Origin of the sequence: Actinomadura hibisca NBRC 15177, from assembly GCF_001552635.1 — a bacterium.
GTDB lineage: Bacteria > Actinomycetota > Actinomycetes > Streptosporangiales > Streptosporangiaceae > Spirillospora > Spirillospora hibisca.
The window spans coordinates 1-26,890 of sequence record NZ_BCRO01000028.1; the positions used below are offsets into that span (position 1 = coordinate 1).

19 protein-coding genes and 1 pseudogene are annotated in these 26,890 nt (G+C 72.3%); 10 read left to right on the forward strand and 10 right to left on the reverse strand.

Annotated features, from left to right (window positions below):
- Positions 1-145: 145 nt before the first annotated feature.
- The gene (locus AH6_RS14540; protein ID WP_083982844.1) at positions 146-1,405 is read right to left on the reverse strand and encodes a PucR family transcriptional regulator; all 1,260 of its coding nucleotides are present in this window, start codon (positions 1,403-1,405) and stop codon (positions 146-148) included.
- A gap of 225 nt (positions 1,406-1,630) precedes the next feature.
- Between AH6_RS14540 and AH6_RS14545 the strand changes: the two genes are divergently transcribed.
- The 5 genes from AH6_RS14545 to AH6_RS14565 are packed head-to-tail and all read left to right on the forward strand — an operon-like array spanning position 1,631 to position 6,599.
- On the forward strand, positions 1,631-2,431 hold the full coding sequence (locus AH6_RS14545) for an ABC transporter ATP-binding protein (RefSeq protein WP_067479606.1): 801 nt from the start codon (positions 1,631-1,633) through the stop codon (positions 2,429-2,431).
- 50 nt (positions 2,432-2,481) lie between these two features.
- Positions 2,482-3,306 carry an ABC transporter ATP-binding protein gene (locus tag AH6_RS14550; protein ID WP_067479608.1) on the forward strand — a complete coding sequence of 275 codons (825 nt, stop codon included), beginning with the start codon at positions 2,482-2,484 and terminating at the stop codon, positions 3,304-3,306.
- Complete coding sequence (locus tag AH6_RS14555) at positions 3,303-4,193, forward strand: branched-chain amino acid ABC transporter permease (RefSeq protein ID WP_067479610.1); 891 nt, start codon at positions 3,303-3,305, stop codon at positions 4,191-4,193. Before AH6_RS14550 ends, AH6_RS14555 begins: the two co-directional genes overlap by 4 nt.
- Complete coding sequence (locus tag AH6_RS14560) at positions 4,186-5,337, forward strand: branched-chain amino acid ABC transporter permease (protein ID WP_067479612.1); 1,152 nt, start codon at positions 4,186-4,188, stop codon at positions 5,335-5,337. The genes AH6_RS14555 and AH6_RS14560 overlap by 8 nt, the downstream gene beginning before the upstream one ends.
- Positions 5,334-6,599 carry an ABC transporter substrate-binding protein gene (locus tag AH6_RS14565; RefSeq protein ID WP_067479614.1) on the forward strand — a complete coding sequence of 422 codons (1,266 nt, stop codon included), beginning with the start codon at positions 5,334-5,336 and terminating at the stop codon, positions 6,597-6,599. Before AH6_RS14560 ends, AH6_RS14565 begins: the two co-directional genes overlap by 4 nt.
- A 55-nt stretch (positions 6,600-6,654) precedes the next feature.
- Here the strand turns inward: AH6_RS14565 and AH6_RS14570 are convergent, their stop codons facing one another.
- From AH6_RS14570 to AH6_RS14580, 3 genes are read right to left on the reverse strand one after another with little or no spacing between them, the layout of a single operon-like run.
- Entirely contained in the window at positions 6,655-7,461 is an 807-nt protein-coding gene (locus AH6_RS14570) for an ABC transporter ATP-binding protein (RefSeq protein WP_067479616.1), read from the reverse strand.
- Positions 7,458-8,504: a FecCD family ABC transporter permease gene (locus AH6_RS14575; RefSeq protein WP_067479618.1), complete on the reverse strand. Its 1,047-nt coding sequence runs from the start codon at positions 8,502-8,504 to the stop codon at positions 7,458-7,460. The genes AH6_RS14570 and AH6_RS14575 overlap by 4 nt, the downstream gene beginning before the upstream one ends.
- Positions 8,501-9,535 (reverse strand): FecCD family ABC transporter permease, encoded by a 1,035-nt coding sequence (locus tag AH6_RS14580; protein ID WP_067479685.1) that lies wholly within the window; start codon positions 9,533-9,535, stop codon positions 8,501-8,503. The genes AH6_RS14575 and AH6_RS14580 overlap by 4 nt, the downstream gene beginning before the upstream one ends.
- 159 nt (positions 9,536-9,694) lie before the next feature.
- Here AH6_RS14580 and AH6_RS14585 point away from each other — a divergent pair, with 159 nt between their 5' ends.
- From AH6_RS14585 to AH6_RS14595, 3 genes are all read left to right on the forward strand, one after another.
- Positions 9,695-10,732 carry an ABC transporter substrate-binding protein gene (locus AH6_RS14585; RefSeq protein WP_067479620.1) on the forward strand — a complete coding sequence of 346 codons (1,038 nt, stop codon included), beginning with the start codon at positions 9,695-9,697 and terminating at the stop codon, positions 10,730-10,732.
- The gene (locus tag AH6_RS14590; protein WP_067479622.1) at positions 10,732-11,580 is read left to right on the forward strand and encodes a siderophore-interacting protein; all 849 of its coding nucleotides are present in this window, start codon (positions 10,732-10,734) and stop codon (positions 11,578-11,580) included. The genes AH6_RS14585 and AH6_RS14590 overlap by 1 nt, the downstream gene beginning before the upstream one ends.
- A gap of 106 nt (positions 11,581-11,686) precedes the next feature.
- Positions 11,687-15,934: a hybrid sensor histidine kinase/response regulator gene (locus tag AH6_RS14595; protein WP_067479624.1), complete on the forward strand. Its 4,248-nt coding sequence runs from the start codon at positions 11,687-11,689 to the stop codon at positions 15,932-15,934.
- Between the two features lie 25 nt (positions 15,935-15,959).
- Here the strand turns inward: AH6_RS14595 and AH6_RS42460 are convergent.
- A pseudogene (locus AH6_RS42460) lies at positions 15,960-18,197 on the reverse strand (Orn/Lys/Arg family decarboxylase); the annotation flags it as partial.
- A gap of 94 nt (positions 18,198-18,291) precedes the next feature.
- Entirely contained in the window at positions 18,292-19,095 is an 804-nt protein-coding gene (locus AH6_RS14600; protein WP_067479626.1) for a DUF72 domain-containing protein, read from the reverse strand.
- 511 nt (positions 19,096-19,606) lie between these two features.
- Between AH6_RS14600 and AH6_RS14610 the strand changes: the two genes are divergently transcribed.
- Positions 19,607-19,867 carry a hypothetical protein gene (locus AH6_RS14610; RefSeq protein WP_067479630.1) on the forward strand — a complete coding sequence of 87 codons (261 nt, stop codon included), beginning with the start codon at positions 19,607-19,609 and terminating at the stop codon, positions 19,865-19,867.
- 8 nt (positions 19,868-19,875) lie between these two features.
- Here AH6_RS14610 and AH6_RS14615 read toward each other — a convergent pair whose 3' ends face one another.
- Positions 19,876-22,047 (reverse strand): helicase-associated domain-containing protein, encoded by a 2,172-nt coding sequence (locus tag AH6_RS14615; protein ID WP_067479631.1) that lies wholly within the window; start codon positions 22,045-22,047, stop codon positions 19,876-19,878.
- Between the two features lie 65 nt (positions 22,048-22,112).
- Here AH6_RS14615 and AH6_RS14620 point away from each other — a divergent pair, with 65 nt between their 5' ends.
- Positions 22,113-22,589 (forward strand): Lrp/AsnC family transcriptional regulator, encoded by a 477-nt coding sequence (locus AH6_RS14620; RefSeq protein ID WP_157431483.1) that lies wholly within the window; start codon positions 22,113-22,115, stop codon positions 22,587-22,589.
- 15 nt (positions 22,590-22,604) lie between these two features.
- On the opposite strand, the gene AH6_RS14625 is transcribed toward AH6_RS14620, so the two are convergent.
- The 3 genes from AH6_RS14625 to AH6_RS14635 all read right to left on the reverse strand — a co-directional run bounded on the left by AH6_RS14625 (position 22,605) and on the right by AH6_RS14635 (position 26,774).
- A complete protein-coding gene (locus tag AH6_RS14625; RefSeq protein WP_067479687.1) occupies positions 22,605-23,138 on the reverse strand; it encodes a DUF305 domain-containing protein in 534 nt (177 codons plus the stop codon).
- An 86-nt stretch (positions 23,139-23,224) separates the two neighbouring features.
- Positions 23,225-24,091, reverse strand: a complete 867-nt coding sequence (locus AH6_RS14630) for a lytic polysaccharide monooxygenase auxiliary activity family 9 protein (protein WP_067479641.1) — start codon at positions 24,089-24,091, stop codon at positions 23,225-23,227.
- An 859-nt stretch (positions 24,092-24,950) separates the two neighbouring features.
- Positions 24,951-26,774 (reverse strand): ATP-dependent nuclease, encoded by a 1,824-nt coding sequence (locus AH6_RS14635; RefSeq protein ID WP_067479642.1) that lies wholly within the window; start codon positions 26,772-26,774, stop codon positions 24,951-24,953.
- Between the last annotated feature and the right edge of the window lie 116 nt (positions 26,775-26,890).

Consider the following 26,890-nt stretch of genomic DNA (forward strand, 5'->3'; position numbering starts at 1 on the left):
GCACCCGACCAGCGACCCCAGCCCCGCGCGGGGTTGGTGCACGTGCCCACTCAGCCCAGCCTGCGCGGGGTTAGGGACACATCCCCGCCAGCCTCACCCCGCGCGGGTTTCCGCACTCGACAGCGCGCACCAATCCTCACCGACTTCACCGAACCAAACGCTCAGCCTCCAACGCCAAAGCCAGCTCCACCACATCACGAGGACGGTGCAGCGAACGGTCCGTGAGCTGCTCCAAGCGACGCAGCCGGTTGAACACGGTGTTGCGATGGCAGTAGAGCCGCCCCGCCGTCCGATTAGCCGAGCCCTCGCAGTCCAGCCAGGCCGCCAGCGTGTCGAGCAGAATTTCTCGATCAGCGGGGTCCAGATCAGCCAGCGGCCCCAGCACTTCCCCACCCAACAGCCCGCCCAACTCAGGCTGCGCCACCACCAGCGCGGCGGGTAGCCGTCGCTCCAGCCGCGCCACCGTGTGGTCGCCGGGACGGCTGGTGCCGAGCGCGACCTCCGCCAGCCACCGTGCCCGGCCCAGCCCGGCCAGCCCGTCGGTGACGGGGCTGATCCCGGCCTCCCCCGCGACCAGCGGGCGCAGCGCGTCGGCCAGCTCGTCCAGTCCCAGCCCGCCCAGCGCCACCACGCCGACCTCGTTGTCGGTGCGCATCCGCCACACGAACCGCAACCCGCCGATCCGGTCGGGCCGTTCGAAGTCGGGGGCGGTGCGGTGGGCGCGCAGCACCACCACCGCGTACCGGCCGTGCTCGGGCAGGTCCAGCGCCGCCGCGGCGGCCTGCGCCAGCCCGCCGTCCACGCCGCGTCCCTCCAGCAGGGCGTCCAGCAGCGCCTGCACCCGCTCGTCGCTGCGGCGCAGCAGCTCCGACTCGGTGCGCCGGTAGGTCTCCGACACCACGGTGGACTGCTGCTCGATGATGTGCCAGACGACGCTGGCGTAGCGCAGCAGGGTCGTCAGCTCGTCCGGGTCGTCCCCGGCGACCACCTCGATCAGCGCCTCCCAGACGATCCGCCCGCCCATCCGGTAGCTGCGCAGCAACGACTCCAGGGGCAGGCCCTGCTCGGCGCGGCGGCGGCCGATGCCCTCGGCCACCGACAGGTCGGCGCGGTGGCCGCGCACCCGGCGGTTCATCTGCTCGATGCCCGCCTCCAGGCTGGCGCGCACCGACTCGCGGAACTCGTCGCGCGGCACGAAGTCGACGTAGCCCGGGTCCTCGGCGAGCACGTCCTCCACCAGCCGGTCGGCCAGCTCGGGCAGCCGCTCGCGCAGGCGGGACGCGCCCGCGCGGACCAGACGGTCGGCGGCGGCGCGGGCGGCCCGATCGGCGGTCTGGTCGGCGGCACGGCCAGTGACCCCGTCGGCGGCCGGGACAGGGGCGGCATCGGCGCTGGTCGAGGGCATGTGCGACCTCCGCTGGTGATCTCACCAGCCTGTCACGGCCGCGCGCCGCACCGGAAGTGCCGCGAGGCCGATGAAGGTGGCCCTGTGCGGACGCACAACGCGGGCACGCTCCACTTGGACGCCTGTCCCGACTTGCCCGCCGCCCATGGACGGTGATCCGCGTCACATGTTTCGGTGCCGCACACGACCGGTCTCCGCCCACGGAGACGGGCCGGGGAGGTGGCCATGGCGGGCGGCGCGCTCGCGATCGACAGGCTTTCGGTGAGCTACGGCAAGGCGGTGCGGGCGCTACGCGAGGTCTCCCTCAACGTGCCCGCCGGATCGGTGACGGCGGTGCTGGGCGCGAACGGCGCGGGCAAGACCACGCTGCTGCGCGCGGTGTCCGGAACGTTGGGGTTCCATCGCGGCGCGGTAGAAGGCGGCACCGTCCGGCTGGACGGGCGGCGGCTGGACGGCCTGCGGCCCGACGCCGTCGTGGCGGCCGGGGTGGTGCAGGTGCCCGAGGGGCGGCGGGTGTTCGGCCGCCTCACCGTCGAGGAGAACCTGCGCGCGGGCACGCTCGGCAAGGGCCGCCGGTCCGGCGTCGCCGAGGCGCGCGCGCAGGTGCTGGAGCTGTTCCCCGTTCTCAACGAGCGCGCCGGGCAGCGGGCCGGGTTGTTGTCGGGCGGCGAGCAGCAGATGCTGGCGATCGGCCGCGCGCTCATGGCGCGGCCCGCCGTCCTGCTGCTGGACGAGCCGACGCTCGGCCTCGCCCCCATGATGGCCGAGCGCATCGGCGAGACGATCGCCGAGATCAACCGGCGCGGCATCTCGGTGCTGCTGATCGAGCAGAACGCGGCGCTGGCGCTGGAGCTGGCCGCGACCGCGTACGTCCTCGAAGTGGGCGAGGTCGCGCTGCACGGCACCGCCGCCGAGCTGGCCGCCAGCGATGAGATCCGCCGCCGCTACCTGGGCGTCGCCGAGACCGACGACCCCGGCCCGCTGCGGCCCGACACGCTGCCCACGCTGGAGAGGTGGGCGCCGTGAGCGGGGCGGAGGAGGCGGACGCCGTAAGCAAAGCAGAAGAAGTAGACGCCGTGAGCGAACCGGAAGCGGCCGAGCTGGCGGTGACCGGCCTGACGGTGCGTTTCGCGGGCCTCACCGCGCTGGACGACGTCGCCTTCACGGTGCGGCCCGGCACCGTGCACGCGATCATCGGCCCGAACGGCGCGGGCAAGTCCACCTGCTTCAACGTGTTGTCGGGCGTCTACCGGGCCACGGCGGGCAGCGTCCGGCTCGGCGACCGCGAGCTGACCGGCCTGAAACCGCACCGGATCGCCGCGCTGGGCGTGGCCCGCACCTTCCAGAACCTCGCGCTGTCAAGCCTCCAGTCCGTCGAGGACACCCTGATGCTGGGCCGCCACCGGCTGACCCGCGCCGGGTTCGCGTCGGCCGGGTTGCGGCTGCCGACCGCCCGCCGCGAGGACGCCCGGCACCGCGACCGCGTGCGGGAGATCGCCCGGTTCGTCGGGGTCTCCGAGTACCTGGCGGCCCCGGCCGGGACGCTCCCCTACGGCGTGCAGAAGCGCGTCGAGCTGGCGCGGGCGCTGGCGATGGAGCCGCGCCTGCTGCTGCTGGACGAGCCGGTCGCCGGGATGAACGCGGGCGAGCGCCGCCGCATGGCCGAGGTGATCATGGCGGCGCGCGCCGACCTCGGCCTGTCGATCCTGCTGGTCGAGCACGACATGGGCCTGGTGATGCGGCTGGCCGACCGGGTCACCGTGCTCGACTTCGGCCGCCGCATCGCCTGCGGCGCGCCCGCCGACGTGCAGCGCGACCCGGCGGTGGTGCGCGCCTACCTGGGCGGCGCGCACCATCGTGACGAACCCGGGCGCGACGAACCCGAGGGGGAGACGGCGTGAGCACCTTCGCCGAACTGCTGGTCAACGGGATCTCGATGGGGTCGGTGTACGCGCTGATCGCCCTCGGCTTCGTCATCATCTTCCGCGCCACCGAGGTGGTGAACTTCGCGCACGCCTCGTTGCTGCTGGTCGGCGGCTACATCACCGCCGTCCTGCACGACGACGTCGGCTTCCTGCTCGCGCTCGCGGCCGGGATCGCCGGGGCCGCGCTGGTCGGCGCGGCCGTCGAGCTGCTGGTGCTGCGGCGCGCCCGCGTGGAGAACCACGCCGTGCTGGCGATCGTCACGATCGGCGTGGACATCGTGCTGACGACCGAGCTGACCAGGCAGATCGGCACCGAGGTCCTGTCCCTGGGCGATCCGTGGCAGAGCAAGGTCGTCAACATCGGGAGCGTCAGCATCGCGCAGACCCGCATCGCCGCCCTGCTCACGGCCGCCGCGCTGATCACGGTGTTCCTGCTGGCGTTCCGGCACACCTCCTGGGGCCTCGCGATGCGGACGGCCGCCGAGGACGCCGAGACCGCCGCGCTGATGGGCGTGCGCCTGACGCGCGTGTCGCTCGGGGCGTGGGCGGTCGCGGGCGCGCTGGCGGCGGTGGCGGCCCTGTTCCTGACGGTGTTCCCCACGCCGGGGCTGGACCGCGCCACCTCGTTCGCGGCGATGAAGGCGTTCCCCGCCGCGATCCTGGGCGGCCTGGACTCCACCACCGGCGCGCTCGCCGGGGGCCTGATCATCGGCCTGACCGAGTCGCTGGTCACCGGCTACCAGGGCGACCTCGCGTTCCTGGGGCGCGGCGTCGGGGAGGTCGCGCCCTACCTGGTGATGCTCGCCGTCCTGCTCGTCCGGCCCGCCGGGCTCTTCGGCACCAGGGAGCTGACCCGTGTCTGACCGCCCGCCCCGCCCGGCCGTCCTCGCGTCTGACCGCCTGCCCCGCCCCGCCGTCCTCGCGGCGGTCGCGGTCGCGGCCGTGCTGCTGGCGTTCCCCTTCTACCTCGACTCGTTCTGGCTCCAGACCGGCCTGTTCGCGATGTCGGCCGCCATCGGCGCGATCGGCCTGAACCTGCTCACCGGCGCGACCGGCCAACTCTCCCTCGGCCACGCGTTCTTCCTGGCCGTCGGCGCCTACGGCTACGTCTACCTGGCCTCCGACGGCGAGTCCCGGCCCGGCCACGAACTCGCGGGCCTCGGCCTGCCCACGCCCGTCGCGTTCCTGGGCGCGGTGCTGCTGGCGGGCGCGGCGGGCGGCCTGTTCAGCCCGATCGCCGGGCGGCTGCGCGGCACCTACCTCGGCATCGCCTCGCTCGCGCTGATCTTCATCGGGCAACACGTGTTGTTCAACGCCGAGCCCCTGACCGGCGGCTTCAACGGCCGCGACGTGCCGCCGCTCGCGCTGCCCGGCGTCACCTTCGCCGACTCCCCCGAACTCGTGGTGTTCAACGTGCCGCTCGGCGCGCTGGAACGCCTGTGGTTCCTCGGCCTCGCCCTGCTGGCGCTGGCGGCCTGGCTGGCGCGCGGCATCCTGCGCGGGCGTCCCGGCCGCGCGCTCAACACCATCCGCGACCACGAGGTGGCCGCGGCCGTGCTGGGCGTGCCGGTGGCCCGCTACCGGGCCGGGGTGTTCGTGTTGTCGTCGATGTACGCGGGGGCGGCCGGGGCGCTGCTGGCGCTGGTGTTCCGCCGGACCGTCCCGGAGTACTTCGGCATGTTCCTGTCCCTGGACTACCTCGCGATGATCGTCATCGGCGGGCTCGGCACCGCCGCCGGGGCCGTCGCCGGCGCGGTGTTCGTGACGCTGCTGCCGCAACTGCTCACCCGCTACAGCGACGGCCTCCCGCTGGTCGCCGCACCCGGCTCGGGCGGGGTCTCCCCGGCCGAGGCCGCCCGCGTCCTGTACGGCGCCGCCGTCGTCGCCGTCGTCCTGTTCCTCCCCGGCGGCCTGCTCGGGATGTGGGCGCGGCTCCGCGCCGTCCGCGCCCGCCGCCGCGCCGCCCCTCCCCACCCCGGTCTCGATCAGAAGGAGCAACCCGCATGAGAAGACTCGTGCGCACGGCGGTGCTGCCCGTCGGCCTGGCGGCCGCGCTGCTGGCGGCGTCCGGATGCAGCGACAAGGCCACCGGCGGCTCCGGCGGCACGGCCGCCGACGGCGTCAAGCTCGGCCCCGGCGTCACCGACAAGGGCGTCAAGGTCGGCATCGTCAGCGACCTCACCGGCGTCTACGCGCCGCTCGGCAAGAGCCTCACCCAGGCCCAGCAGCTCTACTTCGAGGAGGTCAACAAGGCGGGCGGCGTGTGCGGCCGCCAGGTCGAGGTGGTGGTCCGCGACCACGGCTACGACGTGCAGCGCGCCATGGCCGCCTACAGCGAACTGCGCTCGGGCGTCGTCGGCATCACCCAGTTCATCGGGTCGCCGATGGTGACCGCGCTCAAGCAGCGCATCAGCTCCGACAAGCTGTTCACGATCCCGATGGCGTGGTCCACCAGCCTGCTCGGCAACCAGTACGTGCAGGTCACCGGCACCACCTACGACGTGGACGCCATCAACGCGCTGGACTTCCTCAGCACCGACAAGGGGCTGAAGAAGGGCGACAAGGTCGGGCACGTCTACTTCGAGGGCGACTACGGCGAGAGCGCCCTCGCCGGGGCCAAGCACGCGGCGGGCAAGCTCGGCCTGACGCTGGTCGAGCAGAAGATCAAGGCCACTGACAACGACATGACCGCGCAGGCCGCCGCGCTGCGCAACGCGGGCGTCAAGGCGATCCTGATGAGCGCCGGGCCGCGCCAGTCGGCGTCGCTGGCGGGTGTGGCGCGCTCGCGCGGGCTGACGGTGCCGATCGTGGCCAGCAACTCCGGGTTCGCGCCGCAACTGTTGCAGACCCCGGCCGCGCCCGCGCTGCTGAAGGAGTTCTACCTGACCAGCGCGGGCGCGCCCATCGGCGCCGACATCCCGGCGGTGCAGAAGCTGGCCGCCGCCTACGCCGCCAAGTACCCGGGCCAGCCGCGCGACAACGCCGTCGTCAACGGCTACACCTCGGCGGGGCTGTTCACCGCCGCGCTGAAGAAGGCGTGCGCGGGCAAGGACCTGTCGCGTGACGGCGTCATCAAGGCGCACCGGTCCACCGGCGCCTACGACGACGGCTTCGGCACGCCGATGGACTTCTCCAGCGCCGACAGGCCCGGCACGCGCAAGACCTACATCCTGCGCACCGACGCCAAGGCGCTCGGCGGCCTGGTGATCCACAAACCGGCCGCCGAGTCCGCGATGGCGAAGGAGTACCAGGTCCCCACGGGCGGCTGACCGGCCGGACCGCCCGGCTGACCACGCGACGGGGACCGGGCCGCGCCCCGGTCGTTCAGCCGACCGGGGCGCGGTGCCGGGCCGCCGGGATCACCAGCGGGGTGCCGGTCTCCGGGCACTCGATCACCTGGCACGGCAGCCCGAACACCTCCTCCACCAGCGCGGCGGTGACCACGTCGCCGGGCGGGCCCTCGGCCACGATCCGCCCGTCGCGCATCGCGATCAGGTGGGTGGCGTAACGCGCGGCGTGGTTCAGGTCGTGCAGCACCGCCACCACCGTGCGGCCCGCCTCGTGCAGGTCGGCGCACAGGTCGAGGATCTCGATCTGGTGGGCGATGTCGAGGTAGGTGGTGGGCTCGTCCAGCAGCAGGATCGGGGTCTGCTGCGCCAGCGCCATCGCGATCCACACGCGCTGGCGCTGGCCGCCCGACAGCTCGTCGACGAACCAGTCGGCCAGCTCGGCGACGCCGGTCGCGGCCATCGCCTCGCCGACGACCCGCTCGTCCTCGCGCGACCACTGCCGCAGCAGGCCCTGGTGCGGGTAGCGGCCGCGCGCCACCAGGTCGGCGACCGTGATGCCCTCGGGCGCGATCGACGACTGGGGCAGCAGGCCGAGCGTGCGCGCCAGCTTCTTGGCGGGCCAGGAGCCGATGCGCTCGCCGTCCAGCAGCACCGTCCCGGCGGCGGGCTTGAGGACGCGCGCCAGCGCCCGCAGCGTGGTGGACTTGCCGCACGCGTTCGGGCCCACGATCACCGTGAACGAGCGGTCGGGGACCGCGACGTCCAGCCCCTGCGCGATGACGCGCTTGTCGTAGGCCAGCGTCAGGTCGTCGCCGGACAGCCGCGCGCCGTCGTCCTTCATACTCGTCCCGCCTTGCGTTCGTTCACCAGGAGCCAGATCAGGTAGCCGCCGCCCAGCAGGCCGGTCACCACGCCGACCGGGAGCTGGCGGCCGGGGAAGGCGTGCAGGCCGACCCAGTCGGCGGCCGTCAGCAGCACCGCGCCCATGGCCAGCGAGGGCAGCAGGTTGGGGCCGGTGGTGCGGGTCAGGCGGCGGGCGAGCTGCGGGGCGGTCAGCGCCACGAACGACACCGGGCCCGCCGCCGCGCCCGCCAGCGCGGTCAGCAGCACCGCCGCGACCAGCAGCAGCCCGCGCACCGCGCCGATCGGCACGCCGAGGGCGCGCGCGGCCTCGTCGCCCATCTCCAGCATCCGCACCGCCCGGCCGCAGACGATCATGACGAGCGGGGCCAGCACCGCCAGCGCGACCAGCGGCGGGACGGCGTCGGCGTAGTCGCGCGCGTCCAGGCTGCCGACCAGCCAGAGCATCGCGCCCGCCGCCTCGAAGACCTTGGCCTGGGTCAGCAGGTAACCGTTCAGGCCGGTGAGGATGGCGGCCACGCCGATGCCGAACAGCACCAGCCGCTGGCCGTGCGCGCCACCGCGTCCGGCCAGCGCGTAGATGGCGAGGCCCGCCGCGAGCGCCCCGACGACCGACCCGGCGGCCATCGCGACGGCGCCGCCGCCGAACAGCACGATCACCGCCAGCGCCCCGGCCGCCGAGCCCTGGGTGAAGCCGAGGATGTCGGGGCTGCCGAGCGGGTTGCGGGTCAACGACTGGAACAGCGCGCCCGCCAGGCCCAGCGCCGCGCCGACCACCAGGGCGGTCACCACGCGCGGCAGCCGCAGCCGGTGGATGATGAAGTCCTCGGCGGGCTGCCCCTGGCCGATCAGGGAGCGCACCACGTTGGCGGGGCTGATGGTGAAGTCGCCGCTGCCGATGAGCACGATCGCCAGGGCGGCGGCCAGCAGCAGGCACGCGGCCGCGACCAGCAGGGCGCGGGGACGGAAGCGCAACGACAGGCCGCCGAGGCGGACGACGCCGGTGCGGGGCGCGGCCCTCACGCGGCCACCACCCGGCGCTTGCGGACGAAGTAGAGGAACACCGGGCCGCCCAGCAGCACGGTCACCACCCCGGCCTGCACCTCCGACGGGCGGGCGACCACCCGGCCGAGCACGTCGGCGACCAGCATCAGCACCGGCGACAACACCGCGCAGTAGGGCAGCAGCCAGCGCAGGTCGGGCCCGGTGAGGGTGCGCACCAGGTGCGGCACCATCAGGCCGACGAAGGCGATCGGGCCGCAGGCGGCGGTCGCCGCGCCGCACAGCAAGGTGATCACCACGATCCCGGCGGCGCGGGTGCGGGCCGGGTTCGCGCCGAGGGCCTGGGCGGCGTCGTCGCCCATCGCCAGCGCGTTCATCGGGCGCGCCAGCAGGAACGCCAGCAGCAGCCCGAGCGCGATGAACGGGGCGAGGCGCAACACGATCGGGGTCTGCGCCGAGGCCAGCGACCCGACGATCCAGAACCGCATCCGGTCCAGCGTCGCGGTGTCCAGCAACTGCACGGCGGTGACGTAGGAGTACAGCGCCGCGTTCAGCGCCGCCCCGGCCAGCGCGAGCCGCGTGGGGGTGGCGCTGCGCCCGCCGCCGACCGCGTACAGCAGGAAGGCCACCGCGCCCGCCCCGGCGAACGCGAACCACACGAACCCGGCGAACGACGACACCCCCAGGAAGGAGATGGCCGAAACCACCGCTGCGGCAGCGCCGGTGTTGATGCCGAGGATGCCCGGATCGGCCAGCGGGTTGCGCGTCAGCGACTGCATCACCGCTCCGGCCACCCCCAGCGCGGCACCGGCGAGCAGCGCCAGCAACGTGCGGGGCAGCCGCATCTGGTGGACGACGGTGTAGGCCGGGGCGGCGGGGTCGACCAGGCCGCGCCAGGCGTCGCCGAGCGACAGGGGGCGCGCCCCGACCGCCAGGCTCAGCAGCACGGCCAGCGACAACACCAGGACGCCGGCGACCAGCCCGGCGGAGCGGCCCAGCCGCCTGCCGGGGACGCCCGGGACGGGCGGCGCCGCCGGCGTCGGCGCGGGCATCGGCGCAGGTGAGGTGGTGAGGGGCACGGGTTGGCTTCCGGGACGGGCGCGGCCGGTCACCCGACCCGCGCCGCTGGACTTCGACTTAGGTTAGGTTAACCTAAGCGAGATGTCGGTCCGTATCGGACCACCCTATTCAGTAATTAAGGATCAACGTCAATGGCGAACTCCCGAGGCCACCACCTGTCCCGCCGCGGCCTGCTCTCCGCGGGCGGCGCCGTCGCGCTGGGCGCCCTGATCAGCGCCTGCGGCGGCAACGACGACTCCGGGAGCGGCAAGAGCGGCGGCTCCGCCTCGGGCGGCCCGTGGACCTTCACCGACGACCGCAAGCAGCAGATCAGCCTGAAGGCCCGCCCGCAGCGCGTGGTGACCTACGTCGGCGCCGCCGCCGCGCTGTGGGACTTCGGCGTGCGCGACCAGATCGTCGGCGTCTACGGCCCGGCCAAGCTCGCCAACGGCCAGCGCGACCCGCAGGTCGGCAACGTCGACATCTCGAAGGTCGAGATCATCGGCAACGCCTACGGCGAGTTCAACATCGAGAAGTACGCCGCGCTGCGCCCCGAGCTGCTGGTGGACCACATGTTCACCCCGGACACGCTGTTCTACGTGCCGGAGAAGAGCAAGGGCAAGATCTTCGAGCTGGCCCCCAGCGTCGGCATCGCCACCGGCTCGGCCTCGCTGCCCACGCCGATCCAGCGCTACTCCGAGCTGGCCGCCGCGCTGGGCGCGGACCTGAAGGCCCCGGCGGTCGTGGAGGCCAAGGCCCGCTTCGAGCGCGCCGCCCAGGCCGTCCGGGACGCGGTCAAGGCCAACGGCCGCATCAAGGTGCTGGCCGGGTCCGGCAGCGCCGACCTGTTCTACGTCTCCAGCCCCGCGAAGAACACCGACCTCATGTACTTCAAGGAGCTGGGCGTCGACCTGCTCGTGCCGCAGAAGACCGACAAGGACGGTTACTTCGAGCCGCTGAGCTGGGAGAACGCCGACAAGTACCAGGCCGACATCATCATGCTGGACGCCCGTACCCAGGCGCTCCAGCCCAAGGACCTGACGAGCAAGCCGTCCTGGAAGGACCTCCCGGCGGTCAAGGCGGGCCAGGTCGTCCCGTGGAACGCCGAGCCGATCTTCTCCTACGCCGGCTCGGCCCCGTACCTGGAGGCCATCGCCAAGTCCATCGCCTCCGCCAAGAAGGTCTCCTGATGGCCGGCGAAGCCGAGTACGCGGCGATCGAGCTGCACGTCCTGCGCGCCGCGCGCGTGGGGCCGTCCACCATGCGCGTCACCTTCGGCGGCGAGAAGGTGGACGACTTCACCTCCGGCGGCCGCGACCAGCGGTTCAAGCTGTTCCTGCCGCACCCCCACCAGGAGGCCCCCGTGGTCCCGGTGGACGCGGGCGAGGACTGGTTCACCGCCTGGCGGATGCAGGACCCGGCCGAGCGCGCGGTGATGCGCACCTACACCGTGGCCGCCCAGCGACCCGGCGAGCTGGACGTGGACTTCGTCCTGCACGGCGACGGGGCGCACGCGGGCCCCGCCGCCGCGTGGGCGGCGTCCGCCGGGGAAGGCGACCGGGTGCTGGTGCTCGGCCCGCTGTCGCCCGACAACTCGGCGATCGACTTCCGGCCGCCGGAGGGCACCGACCACTACCTGGTCGCCGCCGACGAGACCGCCCTCCCGGCCGCCGCCGGGATCCTCGCCCACCTGCCCGCCGGGACCAGGGTCCAGGTGTGGATCTCGGTGCCGGAGGCGGGCGACCGCCGCGAGCTGCCGACCGCCGCCGACGCCGAGGTCACCTGGCTGGTGCGGGGCGACGGCGAGGACATCGTCCGCGCCGTCCGCGAGGCCGACGTCCCCGCCGGTGGCACGCCCTACGCGTGGATCGCCGGGGAGTCGGCCATGGTCAAGGCGCTGCGCCGCAACCTGGTCAACGACCGGGGCGTCGACCGCAAGGCCGTGTGCTTCACCGGTTACTGGCGGCGCGGGGCCACCGAGGAGGACCTGCTCGCCGAGGTCATCGCGGGCGGCACCCCGCACCTGGACGAGGACTAGCGGAGACCGGGGGCGTCCGTTCCGCTCCCGTTCGTCCGCGCAGTCGGACGCTTGCCGTCCGACACTTATCTATGCTGGCTGTCATCGGCAGGCGGAGGGCGGACGGATGGACGAGGCGACGGGCTCCCCCGGACGCAACGGGAGCGCACGGCACGGCTCCGACGGCGCGGTGGGCGGGTCCGAGCACGACCTGCGGCGGCTGCTGGCGGGGCTGACCGCCGTCCGCGACGGCGACTTCGGCACGCGGCTGCCGCAGGACGGCGACGGCCTGCTGCCGGAGATCGCCACCGTGTTCAACGGCATGGTCGACCAGCTCTCGCTGTTCACCTCCGAGGTGACCCGCGTCGCCCGCGAGGTCGGCACCGAGGGCCAGCTCGGCGGCCAGGCCGAGGTGCCCGGCGTGTCGGGCACCTGGAAGGACCTCACCGACTCGGTGAACGCGATGGCGGGCAACCTGACCGGCCAGGTCCGCTCCATCGCGCAGGTCACCACCGCCGTCGCCAAGGGCGACCTGACGCAGAAGATCACCGTGTCGGCGCGCGGCGAGATCCTGGAGCTCAAGACCACCATCAACACGATGGTCGACCAGCTCTCCTCGTTCGCCGACGAGGTGACGCGCGTCGCCCGCGAGGTCGGCACCGAGGGCCGCCTCGGCGGCCAGGCGCAGGTCAGCGGCGTCGCCGGGACCTGGCGCGACCTCACCGACTCGGTGAACTGGATGGCGGGCAACCTCACCGACCAGGTGCGCGGCATCTCCCAGGTCGCCACCGCCGTGGCCAGCGGCGACCTCTCCCAGAAGATCACCGTGGGCGCGCGCGGCGAGATCCTGGAGCTGAAGAACACCATCAACACGATGGTGGACCAGCTCTCCTCCTTCGCCGACGAGGTGACGCGCGTCGCCCGCGAGGTCGGCACCGAGGGCCGCCTCGGCGGCCAGGCCGACGTGAAGGGCGTCTCGGGCACCTGGAAGGCGCTCACCGAGTCGGTCAACGTCATGGCCGACAACCTCACCGCGCAGGTCCGCTCCATCGCCGAGGTCACCACCGCCGTGGCCAAGGGCGACCTGACGCAGAAGATCCGCGTGGACGCGCGCGGCGAGATCCTCGAACTGAAGGACACCATCAACACGATGGTGGACCAGCTGTCGGCGTTCGCCGACGAGGTCACCCGCGTCGCCCGCGAGGTCGGCACCGAGGGCAACCTCGGCGGCCAGGCCACCGTGCGCGGGGTGTCGGGCACCTGGAAGGACCTGACCGACAACGTCAACGTCATGGCCTCCAACCTCACCGGCCAGGTGCGGTCGATCGCGCACGTGTCCACGGCCGTGGCGCGCGGCGACCTCTCCCAGAAGATCACCGTGGAGGCCAAGGGCGAGGTCGCGGCGCTCGCCCAGACCATCAACACGATGGTGGACACCCTGTCGGCGTTCGCCGACGAGGTGACCCGCGTCGCCCGCGAGGTCGGCACCGAGGGCCGCCTCGGCGGCCAGGCGCACGTGCCGAAGGTCGCCGGCACCTGGAAGGACCTCACCGACAACGTCAACTCGATGGCGGTCAACCTCACCGACCAGGTCCGCAACATCGCGCAGGTCACCACCGCCGTCGCGCAGGGCGACCTGACCAAGAAGATCGACGTGGTGGCGCGCGGCGAGATCCTGGAGCTGACCACCACCATCAACACGATGGTGGACCAGCTGTCCTCCTTCGCCGCCGAGGTGACGCGCGTGGCGCGCGAGGTCGGCAGCGAGGGGCGGCTCGGCGGGCAGGCCGAGGTCGAGGGCGTGTCGGGCACCTGGAAGCGGCTCACCGAGAACGTCAACGAGCTGGCCGGGAACCTGACCCGCCAGGTCCGCGCCATCGCCGAGGTGACCAGCGCCGTCACCACCGGCGACCTGACCCGCTCCATCACCGTGGACGCCTCCGGCGAGGTCGCCGAGCTCAAGGACAACATCAACCTGATGGTGAAGTCCCTGCGCGAGACGACCCGCGCCAACGAGGAGCAGGACTGGCTGAAGACCAGCCTCGCGCACATCTCCGGGCTGATGCAGGGCCACCGCGACCTGTCGGTGGTGGCCGAGCTGGTGATGGACGAGCTGGCGCCGCTGGTCGGCGCGCAGTACGGCACGTTCCTGCTGGCCGAGGACGCCCCCGGCGGCGTCGAGCTGCGCGTCGTCGGCACCTACGGCCACCGCGAGACCGGCCGCCGCTACCGGTTCGGCGAGTCGCTGGTCGGGCAGGCCGCGCGCAGCAAGCGCGCCATCCTCGTCGAGGACCCGCCGCCCGGCTACCTGTCGATCTCCTCCAGCCTGGGCGCGTCGGACCCGGCGACCCTGATCGTGCTGCCGATGGTGGTGGAGGACCAGGTGCTCGGCGTGCTGGAGCTGGCGAGCCTCGGCCGCTTCACCCAGGTGCACCGCGACTTCCTCGCCCAGCTCGCCGGGACCATCGGCGTCAACGTCAACACGATCGTGGCCAACGCCCGCACCGACACCCTGCTCGCCGAGTCGCAGCGCCTGGCCACCGAGCTCCAGGTCGGCCAGAACGAGCTGCGCCGCTCCAACGACGAGCTGGAGGACAAGGCGGCGCTGCTGGCCCAGCGCAACCGCGACATCGAGGCCAAGAACCGCGTGATCGAGCAGGCCCGCCAGGAGCTGGAGAACCGCGCCCAGCAGCTCGCGCTGGCCTCCAAGTACAAGAGCGAGTTCCTGGCCAACATGAGCCACGAGCTGCGCACCCCGCTGAACTCGCTGCTGATCCTGGCCCAGCTGCTGGCGCAGAACCCGACCCGCAACCTGACGCCCAAGCAGGTGGAGTACGCCGGGGTCATCCACTCGGCCGGCACCGACCTGCTCCAGCTCATCAACGACATCCTGGACCTGTCCAAGATCGAGGCGGGCCGGATGGACGTCAGCGTCGAGTCGCTGGACGTGCGCGGCCTGCTGGCGGACGTGGCGGCCACCGTGCGGCCGCTGACCACCGAGAAGGGACTGCGCTTCGAGGTGCGGACCGGCGAGGGCGTGCCCGACCGGCTGCTGACCGACGAGCAGCGGCTGCGGCAGGTGCTGCGCAACCTGCTGTCCAACGCGGTGAAGTTCACCGAGGAGGGCTCGGTGGAGCTGGTCGTGGAGCGCGCCGAGCCGGGCGCCGACGGCGACCTGCGGGTGGCCGGGGACGGCGGCCTGCTGGCGTTCCGGGTGCGCGACACCGGCATCGGCATCGCGGCGGAGAACCTGTCGCAGATCTTCGACGCCTTCCAGCAGGCCGACGGCACCACCAGCCGCAAGTACGGCGGCACCGGCCTCGGCCTGTCGATCAGCCGGGAGGTCGCCGACCTGCTGGGCGGCCGCATCCACGCCGAGAGCGCGCTCGGCGAGGGCAGCACGTTCACGCTGACGGTGCCGCTGGAGACCGGCCCGGCCGACGAGCCGGGCCGCACGCCGCGCGCGGTCCGCCCGCCCGTCCCGGTGGCCCCGGCGCCGCTGCCCGACGCCGGTGACCAGGAGCCGCGCCGCCTGCTGGTGGTGGAGTCGCGGGCGAACGGGCTGCTGTCGCCGCTGGCCCGCAACGTCGCCGCCGATTTGCCCGCCGCGCACGCCCCGGCGCTGGTCACCACGGCGGGCGACGCGGCCGCGGCGATGGCGGCGCTGGAGCGCGACCGGTTCCACTGCGTGGTGCTGGACCTCGACTCCAGCGAGACCGCCGAGGACTTCCTGGCGCTGCTGGACGGCGCGCCGCACCTGCTGACGCTGCCGGTGCTGGCCTACCACGGCCGCACGCTGCCCACCGTCCAGGAGACGCTGCTCCAGAGCCGCGCGCGGACCCGTCCGCTGGAGCTGCTGCCCGGCCTGGACGAGCTGCGCGAGCGCATCACGCTGCACCTGTCGGCGCGCGGCCCCGGCGAGGTGCTGCCGCTGGTGCGCGACGACGCGGAGGAGGCCGAACGGCCCTTCGCCGCCGACCCCGCGCCCGCCTACACCGACCTGGCCGACCGCAAGGTGCTGGTCATCGACGACGACGTGCGCAACGTCTACGCGCTGACCAACATCCTGGAGCTGCACGGCATGCAGGTGATCTACGCCGAGAACGGCCGCGCGGGGGTGGAGACCCTCAAGCGCAACCCGGACGTGGACCTGGTGCTGATGGACGTGATGATGCCGGAGATGGACGGCTACGCCGCCACCGCCGCGATCCGCAAGATGCCGCGCTACGCCGAGCTGCCGATCATCGCGGTGACGGCCAAGGCGATGCACGGCGACCGGGACAAGACCCTGGCGTCGGGGGCCAGCGACTACGTGACCAAGCCGGTGGACGCCGAGGACCTGATGGCGCGGATGCGGTCGTGGCTGAACCTGTGACGGCCGGGTCCGCGACGCACTCGACGCGGTAGCGGCCCCCGGCGTCGCGGTGCGCGCCGTGGATGTCGGTGGCCAGGTCGGGGAAGGCCAGGTCGAACGCCTCCAGCGCGCGCAGGTAGGCCAGCAGCGGCCCGTCGCCGGGCCCGGCCGACTCGCCGGGCATCAGCATCGGGATGCCCGGCGGCGTCACCACCACCAGCGCGGCCGCGACCCGCCCGGCCAGCGCGGCCAGCGGGACCCGCTCGGTGGCGCCGGTGACCAGCGCGTGGTGGCAGGCGGCCGGGGTCAGCACCGGCCGGGGCAGGTCGGTGAACACCTCGTCCAGCAGCGGGCCGAGCCGCGAGTCGCGCAACCGCTCGTGCACCGCCGTGCAGTACCCGCGCAGCCGGGCGCCGGCCGGGCCGACGCCGGGCAGGACCTCCGCCAGCGGCACGTCGCGGTCGTGGGCGTCCTTGAAGTCGATCAGCGCGTCGATCAGCGTGCCCCACTTGCCCTTGGTGATGCCGATCGAGAACAGCACCAGCAGGGTGTGGTCGCCGGTCTTCTCCACCACGATGCCGCGCCGTTCGAGGTAGGCGGCCACGATCCGGGCCGGCACGCCCCACTCGCCGGTGCCGCCGGCGGCGTCGGCGCCGGGGCAGGTGAGGGTGACCTTGATCGGGTCCAGCAGGCAGTAGCCGTCCTCCAGGCCGTCGAAGCCGTGCCAGGGCGCGCCCGGCTCCAGCGTCCAGGGGCCGGGGTCCGAGCACAGCAGGGCGGGGTCGGCGTCGGCGAACGGCACCGCGCGGCCGGTGGCCGGGTCGGTCACCTCCGGCGGCTGCCAGACGCCGAAGAACCAGCCGGGCCGGGTGCCGTCGGCGGCGATCCGGTCGGCCAGCCGCGCCATCTCCTGCCGGAACCGCACCGCCTCCACGATCGCCTCGCCGGTCAGGTGCGGCCCGGACGGGCCGTCCATCATCGCCGCCGCCACGTCCAGCGAGGCCAGCATCGGGTAGGACGGCGAGGTGGTGGCGTGCATCAGGTAGGTCTCGTTGAAGCGGTCGTAGTCCACCGGCGCGCGCGGGGCGGGGCGCACGTGCAGCATCGCCGCCTGCGACAGCGCGGCCAGCAGCTTGTGGCTGGACTGGGTGGCGAACACCGTGGGCCGCCCGGCGCCGGGCGGCGTGCGCTCGTCGACCGCCATCCCGTACCGGCGCGCGTAGAACGGGTTGAAGCGCGCGTAGGCGAACCACGCCTCGTCGAAGTGCACCCGGGGCACCGACTCCGACAGCAGTTCGGCGACGCGCACCGCGTCGTAGCAGACGCCGTCGTAGGTGGAGTTGGTGATGACCGCGTACCCCGGCTCGGCCGACGCCGCGCCGGGCGTGAACGGATGGCCGGCCAGCCGCTCCCCGAGGGCGGCCGCCGCCAGCCCCGCCGGTGGGACCGGCCCGGCGAGGCCCAGCCCGTTGCGTTCGGGCACAAGGTAGACCGGGCGGGCGCCGCTGATGGTCAGCGCGTGCTGGATCGACTTGTGGCAGTTGCGGTCGACCAGCGCCAGCCCGTCGCGGACCATGGTGTGGTGGCCGACCACGCGGTTGGCGGTGGCGTTGCCGTTGACCACGAAGAAGGTGCGGTCGGCGCCGAAGACGCGGGCGGCGTTGCGTTCGGCGTCGCCGATCGGGCCGGTGTGGTCCAGCGGCGAGCCCAGCTCGGGCACCGAGATCGACAGGTCGGTGCGCAGCAGCCGCTCGCCGTAGAAGTCGAAGAAGGCACGCCCGACCGGCGACTTCAGGAACGCGACGCCGCCCGCGTGCGCGGGAGTGTGCCAGGAGTAGCGGTGGGCGTCCTCCAGCCGGGACAGCGCGCCGAAGAACGGCGGGAGGAGCCGCTCGCCGTACTGGTCGGCGGCGTGCGCGATCCGCCCGGCGATGAAGCCGGGGGTGTCCTCCAGCGGGAAGACGTAGCCCTGGATGATCTCGTACACCCACAGCGGCACGTCCCGGGGCTCGTCGCCGGAGACCACCAGGAAGACCGGCAGCCCGCGGAAGCGCTTGGCGACCGCGGCCAGCACGTCCTCGGCCCCCGGGACGCCCCAGCCGACCAGGACCGCGGTGAGCGCCGCCTCGGAGCCGACCACCGCCAGCGCGTCGACGGCGCGGTGCGTCCAGCGGGCGCGCAGGCGGTGCTCGGCGAGGGCGGCGACCAGCAGGCGCAGCTGCTCGGCGGCTGCCGAGTCGGCGTCGGGGCGTTCGTCGACGGCGACGAGGATCGTGTGTTCCATCGCGGGGGCTCCATCGTCAGGGGGATGACGAAAACCCGATACCCACGGTCGCCGATCGCCACGCTGAGTAACCAGGTGAGAGACCCCTACCCGCTCACCAGGTCGGCTGCGGCACGGTGAAGGCGGTGGCGAGCTCGGACCCCGGCTCGGGGGTACGGCTCACGGTCCAGCCCGCCGCGCGCGCCATCTCGGAGAAGCGCACCGAGTCGCGCACGGCGGCGCTGCCCGGGTCGTTGTTGAAGTAGACGAGCACCTGCTCGCCGGGCCGCCACGCCTGGCCGATGCGCTCGACCCACTCCGCCAGGACGTGGTCGTCGTAGGAGGGCCACGGCTCGGCCGCGCCCTCGTGCAGCCGCACGTACGCCCAGTCGGCGGTGCGCCACAGCGGCGTCATCGGCTTGCCGAGCCGGTCGGCCCAGCACAGGGCGGCCCCGCGCCGCTCCAGGATCCCCCGGACCTCGTCGGTCCACCACGACTCGTGCCGGGGCTCGACGGCCACGCGCACGTCGTCGGGGAAGCAGGCGAGGCAGGCGTCCAGCCGCTCGGCCTGCACGCGCATGTTGGGCGGGAGCTGGAGCAGCATCGGTCCCAGCTTCTCGCCGAGGCCGCGCGCGGCGGTGACCATGCCCTCGACGGTCTCGGCGGGGTCCTTGAGCCGGTTCTGGTGGGTCAGGACCCGGTTGGCCTTGACCGTCATGACGAACCCGTCGGGCGTCCGCGTGCGCCAGCCCTCGAACGTCTTGCGCGCGACGGGCCGGTAGAAGGCGCTGTTGTTCTCGACGGTGTCGTAGAACTCGCAGTAGCGCTCCAGCCAGCGCCGCTTGGCGACCCCTTCGGGATACATGGCGCCCCGCCAGTCCTCGAACTGCCACCCCGACGTTCCCACCAGCATCGACATGGCGGCTTCCTTCCCAGGGCCGGCGGAAATTCACCTTGCCCCGTCACGTGGGCCTCCCACCCCACCGCCGGAATTCATACGATGAGACGGTCCTCTCCGTCCCTGGAGGCCCCGGTGCCGGACTCCGACGAAGACTCGATCCCGATCCTGCACGAAGCGCGCCTACTGGATTTCAAGCCCGAACTGCCGTCCCGCCAGAAGTGCTGGGAGGCTCTCGACGAGAAGGTCAAGGCGGACCTCCAGGAGCACGCGGGCGAGACCATCGAGTGGCTGGTCTACGACAACCACGACGGCCGCCTCTCCACGATGATCTTCGGCACCCAGGCCATGACCTTCGCCGACCCGGTCCACGCGAGCGGCGAGCCTCCCGCGTACAAGCTGACCGGCTACCCGCTGCGACCACCGCAGCTTCCCGATCGAACACCGCCCGCCGCCCGAGACCGACTCCGCGCAGTCCCCCTCCCCCGGCGCGCAACCGATCGACATCGGCCTGGACGAGGAGACGCGAGGCGTGCTGGGCAACCTCCCGCCCCTCGCGCAGGAGGCCCTGCAAGCCCCCTTCACCCTCGGCCCGGCGCTGGAGCGGAGCAGCTGGTACTACTACGGCGACGCGCAGAACCTGTCGGATTGCATCCTGTACCTGGTCAACCTGCGAACGGCGACCCTGGTCACCGGAACGAAGACGACGCCGCCGGGCCACACCGTCGCCACCGCGCACTGGTCCCTGACCTGCCACCAGACGACGGTGACCGGCAAACGCGACCCGCTCTGATCCGCCGGTCAGCGCGCCTTGAGGACGCGTTCGGCCAGGTCTTCCGGGGTGAGCGCTTTGCGGCGCGGTTTGCGGGGCTTGGGGGCGCGGTGGGACGGGGCGCGTTCGACCACCGCCGTCCCGGTCGCCTCCTCCAGGGCGGGGGCGTATCCGGCGGCGCGCAACGCCGCCAGCGTCTCGTCCACTCCGGCGGCGCTGACCAGCACGGTCGGGGCGATGCGCCGCGGGCTCAGCCCGCGCAGGTCGCGGTGGGCCGCGATCTCGGTCAGCAGCGCCTCGTCGTCCGAGCGGAGGCAGCAGCCGGTGCGCACCACCCGGACGCGGCCGTGCCTGCGGCCGACGTCGGTGACCATGTACTCCAGCGCCTGCGGCAGGCCGCCGTCCGCCGCCTTGCGCAGGGCCGCCAGCAGCGCGTCGGCGCCGGTGCCGCCGTCCAGGGCCCGGCGGACCGACGCCTCGCTGAACCGCCACACGGTCGCGCCGCCCCGCGACTCGCGGTCGGCGGCCCCGTTCAGCAGGGCGGCGAGCTTGGCCGAGGGCGGGCCGGAGACGACGGCGGTCAGGTCCGTCTGGAAGCGCGCCCGGTCGAGCGGTCGCGGCAGCAGCGCCGTCACGGCCTCCGCCAGCCGCTCGTCGGCCGGGTCCGGTTCCAGCAGTGCCCGGCCGACGCCGGTCAGCGCGCCGTGCGCGACGACGCCGAGCAGTTCGGCCTCGCGGAGGGTGGCGGCGGCCTGGCCGGGCAGGTCGTCGGTCTCGGCGCACAGCGGCCGGTGCCAGGCGACGGCGTCCAGCAGGTCGTCGGACACGCCGCCCGGGGGCAGGCCGGTGCCGTCGGGCAGTCCGGCCAGCGTGCGGAGCAGCGCCGTTCGCAGGACCGGGGCCAGGGCGTCGTCCGGTTCCACCAGCGCGATCGGGCGCTCGCCGTCGTCGGGCCACCAGGAGAGCACCAGTCCGTGCCGGAGCCAGGCATGCAGTACCGGCACGAGCTGTTCGGTGGTCCACTGCTTGTAGGCGTGGGCGGGCATCAGGTGCGGGACGCCGTCGACGGGCCCGACCTCCAGCAGGCCCGCGCTCGCGCACAGGTCGATCCACAGCCGGGTCTCGTCCTCGTCGGCGCCGATCTGCTTGGCGATCCGGCGGGTCTCGCGGATCGCCAGCCCGCCGGCCTTGCGGATCGCGGCCGGGCGGACGTCCACGGCGTCCAGCAGCGCTTCCAGGCGGTCGGCGGCGGCCGTCAGCGCGGCCGACGCCTCCCCTACGACGCGCGCCTCCGCGACCGGGACGGCCGCGACCTCCGGCGGCCGGAGGGTGAGCCGGACGGGACCCGCCTCGCCACGGACGACGTCGGCGACCTCCTTGGGGACCTGCGCGCGCTCGTCGGCCACCGGGACCAGCAGCCCGCGCCGCGCCAGCCAGTCGGTGTCGGCGTCCCCGGACCCGCCCGCCCGGAACACGTACTTGCCGCCCCGGCGCTCGAAGCAGTAGGTGCCGAGCACGACCTCCTGCCGCACCACGTCGGTCAGCATCCGCGCCGCCTCGGGCGGGGCTTCAGCCAGCAGGGCGCGGACCCGTTCGGGGTCGCTCAGCAGCCGCACGATCCCGGCCTGCGCGTCGGGGCGGGTGGTGGCGCTGACGCCGAGGGCGGCGGCGACCGTCATCACCTCGGCCTTGTTGTAGGCGACGGTCAGGGCCTGGTTCAGGGCGGGTTCCCAGTGGAGCGGCGCGGACAGGGCACCGGCGATCGCGGACGGCAGCGCGACGACGCCGGGCGTGGCGGGCAGGACCAGCAGCCGGGCGCGCAGGCCGTCCAGGATGGCGGTCACCGCGGCGCCCTCGGGTCCGTGCGGGCCGCCGAACAGCGCGAGCAGTTCGTGTTCGGGGACCTGGGCCGTGCCCGGCGTGAAGGGGAGCCCGTATGGAGAGGGGCCGATGCCGCGGTCGTCACGGTCGTCGCGGTCCCGCGCCAGTCGAGCGGCGGTCGCCAGCACCTCCATTTCGGGCAGGCCAGCGTCCAGCAGCAGCACCTCGGTCTCAAGGTCGCCGATGATCCGCTGGGCCAGCTCGCGCGGGGTGCGCGGCGGCGCGTACTCCAGCAACCAGGGGCGCTGCCGGATCACTTCCGCGAGCCGCTCGACCGGACATTCGCGCAACCAGCCGGTGAGAGCGTCCAGGGGCTCCATAAAGGCTGAGCCTAGCGGCGCCAACCGGTTCTCGACGGTGCCGCGCGCCCGTCACAATGGTCGTCATGCCGATCCGCGTCATGTTCTCAACTCCCTATCTGCACGACGGGGCCTGGGTCGAGGAGGCCGCGTGGAACGCGGACCGCATCCTCGTCGACGACGGGCGGTTCCTGGTGCTGGACAAGGGGGAGATCCTCGCCGAGGTGCCGGTGGATTCGGTGAGCGAGATCGAACTCAAGCGGCCCAGGGCGTCGCGGGAGGTGAGGGCGGCGAGGAAGGCGAAGCGGGCCGAGGCCGCTGAGGCTGCGGCGGCCGCCGCATCCGCCACATCCGCCGCCGAGGAGGCCAAGGAACCCAAGGCTCACGCGTGGGACGCGATCCGCGCCGAGCACGCTCAGGCGTACCGGCCGTGGGACGCCGAGCAGGAGCGGAGGTTGCTGGCGATGCATGACGCCGGGGCCTCCAATGAGGAGATCGGCGCTGCCCTTGGCCGCCAGCCCAGTGCGATCAGCTCGCGGCTGCGCCGCCTGCGGGGTTACTGATCATCCGGTCCCCGATCACCCGAGCAGGCCGCGCATCTGCTGGATCTGGGCCGTGCGGGATCGGACGACGCGGTCGGCAAGGTCGCGTGCGGACGGGTTGGTCCCGGCGGCGACCTCGGCTCGGGCGAGTTGCACGGCGTCGTCCTGGTGGGCGATCAGGGTGTTGAGGAACCTGCGCTCGAAGGCTGTGCCGTGGGCTTTCTCCAGCGTTTTGATCTCTTTTTCGGGGGTGGCGGGCATGCCGCCGTGCGCGGTGTGACCGCCGGGTGGGGCGGTGGGGGGACGCCGCCAGTTGCGCAGCCAGCGCGCCATGGTGGTGATCTCGTTGATCTGGGTCGCTTCGATTGCGCTGGCCAGCGTCCGGACGTCGCTGCGGGCGGCGCGTTCGTCGGCGAGCCGGGCGATCCGGACGCCCTGGCCGTGATGGACGACCATCATCTGGAGGAACATTACGTCCTCGTCGTTGAAGTCGCCGCTCTTCTCTCCCCCGCATCCGGCGAGCATCAGTACGCATCCCATGAGGACGGCCGTCCAACGGTGACGCCGCATCGCGTCCACTCCCTTCCGGTCCCTTCCGGTCCCTTCCGGCAGGCCCGCGCCGGGCCGAGTTCGGCGCGGGCCTGGTGGAAACCGGATCAGACGGCGCGCCAGAGGGCGGGGGTGGCGGAGGGCTCCCATCCGGGGATCGCGGTGTGCGGCTGAAGGCACTGGTAGGTGGCCCCGCCGTAGGTGACGCGGTCACCGGCCTTATAGGCGGTGCCCGAGGCCCAGGTGCCGCCCGGCTGGCCGGTGGGCGAGGCCGTGGGGGTGGGGGTCGGGGTGGGCGTCGGCGTAGGGGTGGGTGTTGGAGTGGGCGTCGGGCCGGTCGTTCCGCCGAAGTCCACGTCCGAGCAGGTGTAGAAGGCTTCCTGGCTGCCCACGACGCGCTGCCAGATGGAGTAGATGAGGTGGCGACCGGTGCGCTGGGGGAGGTTCAGCGTCCACTTGGTGAAGGTCGTGGGGTTCTGGTTGTTGAAGGTGGCTAGGGGAACCAGGTCGGACCAGCGCAGAGGCTGCGTGGGGTTCCAGCCGTCGCGGGTGATGTAGTACTCGAAGTTGCTGTTCGCGTGGGGTGCGCTGGCGTGGTAGGTGACGGTCAGCGGACCGGAGGAGACGCGCTTGGCGGGCCAATCGGCGCGCTGGAGGTCCAGCCCGCGGTACTTGGCGCGCCCGGCGCTACAGAGCTGGCCGTCGGGGATGAGCTCGCGGTGACGGCCGCCCGCTTCGAGGAGCGAGACCTCGTTCCAGTCGTAGAAGGCCTGGGTGCCTCCGGCGGCGACGGCGGCTTTGCAGGCGTCGGACTTGGGGGTCTCGGGGCCTTCGTTCTTGCAGACGTAGACGCGGCTGGGCGGGTCGGAGAGGGTGCCGTGGGCGTTGGCGGGCGCGGCGGGGAGGGCGATGACGGCGAGGGAGGCGGCGGGGAGGGTGGCGGCGGCCAGGGCCGCCCGGGTGGGGATTCGCATGGAACTTTGCTCCTTGATGGCGAAGGAACGGCGGGGAGCTTCCATGGACGCGGAAACCTTTCAGAAAGGAAGGTTTCCTATTAGTTGGGAGCAACGTAATCCTTTGGACGCCTCTGGGCAATCCCCCGACCTGCACACTTTTCCCGACCACCCCAGTTGACGGGCCGGACCAGTGGGTGGGGGATGAAGTTCGGCAACAAGAGCCCAGGATGCGGCGTTGACCTCGGCGCCTTCTCCACCGTCCGCAGGTCAGCAGAACACGAAGAAGGCCCGGCTCCCCCAGCCCGATCAGTGCCCTGCTGTCTCGGCTCCGCCGGTGGACACGGTTCGGTCAGGGATGTGCTTCGCCGGCCCGATCCACGACGGCGAGTGCGACGACATGCCGCTGCCCGACCGGCCCGTGAACGGTGACGCCGACGACAGACGCAGACAGTCCCGCCGGGCCGCACCGACGCCACCGTATGCCGGTCCCCGAACCGCCACCAGACGACGGCACCCGGCACACCTGGTCCGCTCTGATCGATTCTGTCAGCGGCAAACGCAGCGCCACCCGAAGGCCGAACCGAGAAGATCGCGATTCGATGCCCCAGAAGCGGGGAGTTTGTCAGTGGGGCAGGAAATAATCCTGACATGGAAGGAGGGGAGATGCCCACAGACTCGCGTAATGCCGATCAGGACACGCCTCCCCCGAGCGGGTGCCGTTGGTGCGGTATCGAAATCCATGATCACATGCAGCGCTGGAAGCCTCCGGCGGGCTGGCATCAGTGGGAAGCCCCCACTCCCGAGCAGCGCAAGGAAAGGATCCTCGCACGTCGTCGCCGCATGAGAGAAAACGGCGAAGAGCAGACAGCAGCGGCCTCTAACCGGCCATTTTCCGCAACTCCGCGAAAACTTCCCTGAACTGCGCCGGAACGTCTTCGGGGCCCTTCAGGGTCACCGCAAGGCGGTACATCATTTCAGGCTTTCCGCCAGGACCGTCCTCGCTCTGGCTCTTCAGCATTTCCAAGACCTTGCTGCTGAATTTTCCCTGCCCTCTGAGCACGGCGAACTCCTGGGGTGTCCAGAGAGCCGTCTTGGGCCATATCTGGTTGGCCACGGCAGCCCACTGGGAGTCGGGAAACAATTCCTCCAGCTCACTGTGTCCAGCGGGCTCCCCGACGAACTTGACATAGTTTGCGACATCTTTCCCGAAGTACTGGACGAGCCGCTGCGTTTTGAAAATTCCCTTGGGAGCGGACCGGCTGTCGGCATCGACCATGAGCATGACGGAACGACCGTGCTTGGCCAGATAGCCGGCCAGGTGCAGTGCGCCCTCGTTGTTGGAGCACGCCCATAGCGCGATGCCCGCGGCCTGTAGCGACAGTCCCTCCGACAGCCGGAACAGAATGGGGATGGCCTGCTGCTCGGTCTCCCCCTCCACGGCGAGGAAACACCGTTCGTGCAACAGTACGGAATTGCGCAGTCCGAGCGATGCGGCGATCTGCTGGAGATGGAGGTCCAAGCCCTCATGGGTGTCGGCGTCGAGACGCTCCATGACGGTACGGTCGTTCTCCAGCCGAAGGTTCACCACGCCGGCGATGTCCACGCCGTCGATCAGGTTCATGGAGTGGGTCGCCACCATGACGTTGACGTGAGGCAACGCGCTCTGGTCCCTGATCAACTGCATGATCTGGCGCTGCTGCCGGTAGTCCAGATGCGTGTCTGGTTCGTCATAGACGACGATCGTCTGGGGTGGGGACTGCTCGCTCTCGGCCTCCTCCGCCTCCAGCAACTCCATGGTCCATTCCCAGATCGCCAGGGAGATCCGCCGGGAGCTGCCGAGCCCGGAGTTCTTCAGGCTGACAGGTTCGCCCGTGGTCCGGGCGATCTTCAGCGCCGCCTCCTCGAAACCGTGCTTGAAGGAGACTCGGGGGTCGACGAAGACCTCGTTGAGGTCAGGACAGCGAGTGCGGATGTGGTCGCACAGGGACTTGGCATCAATGCGCAGGCGGTCCTGGACCTGCGCCTCGATCTCCTGGATCTGGGCGGTGGTCTGCTCATCGCGGACGTGGGTCCTGAACCGCCCCATGAGCGCACCGCGCACGGCATCGTCAGGCTTGGCGTCGCCCCCCTCGAAGGAGAGGACCTGCGGCAGCCGCTTCTCTACATCCGACGGCACACCAGACCATCCGAGGCGAGTGGCGTTCTCCATGGCGTACGCACGGAGAGCCACCTCCAAGTCGGCCCGCCGCTGCGATGCCGGTCGCAGTCCCAGTTCCTTCGCCAACGCTTTGAGCTCTACAGCGGTGAACCGCGTCAGGTCATGCAACCGTTCGTCGGCGGGAACCGGAATCCAGTACTCCAGCGTGGCGTCGAGATCCTCTCCGGCCCGGCGACGCATCTTGAGCTCTTCGGGGAGCCGCAGCACCTGTCGTTCCCATTCGTCGGTGCTGAACAGTCCTTCGACGATGGTCGCTTCACAACGAGACGGAACGCTCGCATCATGCCCCTGCCTCTCGGGCAAGGCATAGGTCCGGTCCTCATCGGTCAACTTGTACTCGCCGAGGAGGAATTCCAGCGCCCCCAGCACAGCCGACTTCCCGCCGTCGTTGTGGCCGGCAAGGATGGTCGGACTGCTCACCGGAATGTCCGCGACTTTCTGCAGCGAACGAAATCCGGTGACCGAAAAGGTGTCAAGGCGCACGGTGCGGACCGCCCCATCATATGGACTCTCAACGCACGGCGATACCGTCCCATCGCCACTTGATCAAGTCATGATACGGCAAAGCACCGCGCCCGGCGACGCCGACATGACATGCC

Coding starts and splice junctions, on each gene's coding strand:
- AH6_RS14540 (WP_083982844.1), bottom strand. CDS start 1,405: ATGCCCTCGACCAGCGCCGATGCCGCCCCTGTCCCGGCCGCCGACGGG.
- AH6_RS14545 (WP_067479606.1), top strand. CDS start 1,631: ATGGCGGGCGGCGCGCTCGCGATCGACAGGCTTTCGGTGAGCTACGGC.
- AH6_RS14565 (WP_067479614.1), top strand. CDS start 5,334: ATGAGAAGACTCGTGCGCACGGCGGTGCTGCCCGTCGGCCTGGCGGCC.
- AH6_RS14570 (WP_067479616.1), bottom strand. CDS start 7,461: ATGAAGGACGACGGCGCGCGGCTGTCCGGCGACGACCTGACGCTGGCC.
- AH6_RS14580 (WP_067479685.1), bottom strand. CDS start 9,535: ATGCCCGCGCCGACGCCGGCGGCGCCGCCCGTCCCGGGCGTCCCCGGC.
- AH6_RS14585 (WP_067479620.1), top strand. CDS start 9,695: ATGGCGAACTCCCGAGGCCACCACCTGTCCCGCCGCGGCCTGCTCTCC.
- AH6_RS14590 (WP_067479622.1), top strand. CDS start 10,732: ATGGCCGGCGAAGCCGAGTACGCGGCGATCGAGCTGCACGTCCTGCGC.
- AH6_RS14595 (WP_067479624.1), top strand. CDS start 11,687: ATGGACGAGGCGACGGGCTCCCCCGGACGCAACGGGAGCGCACGGCAC.
- AH6_RS14600 (WP_067479626.1), bottom strand. CDS start 19,095: ATGTCGATGCTGGTGGGAACGTCGGGGTGGCAGTTCGAGGACTGGCGG.
- AH6_RS14615 (WP_067479631.1), bottom strand. CDS start 22,047: ATGGAGCCCCTGGACGCTCTCACCGGCTGGTTGCGCGAATGTCCGGTC.
- AH6_RS14620 (WP_157431483.1), top strand. CDS start 22,113: ATGCCGATCCGCGTCATGTTCTCAACTCCCTATCTGCACGACGGGGCC.
- AH6_RS14625 (WP_067479687.1), bottom strand. CDS start 23,138: ATGCGGCGTCACCGTTGGACGGCCGTCCTCATGGGATGCGTACTGATG.
- AH6_RS14630 (WP_067479641.1), bottom strand. CDS start 24,091: ATGCGAATCCCCACCCGGGCGGCCCTGGCCGCCGCCACCCTCCCCGCC.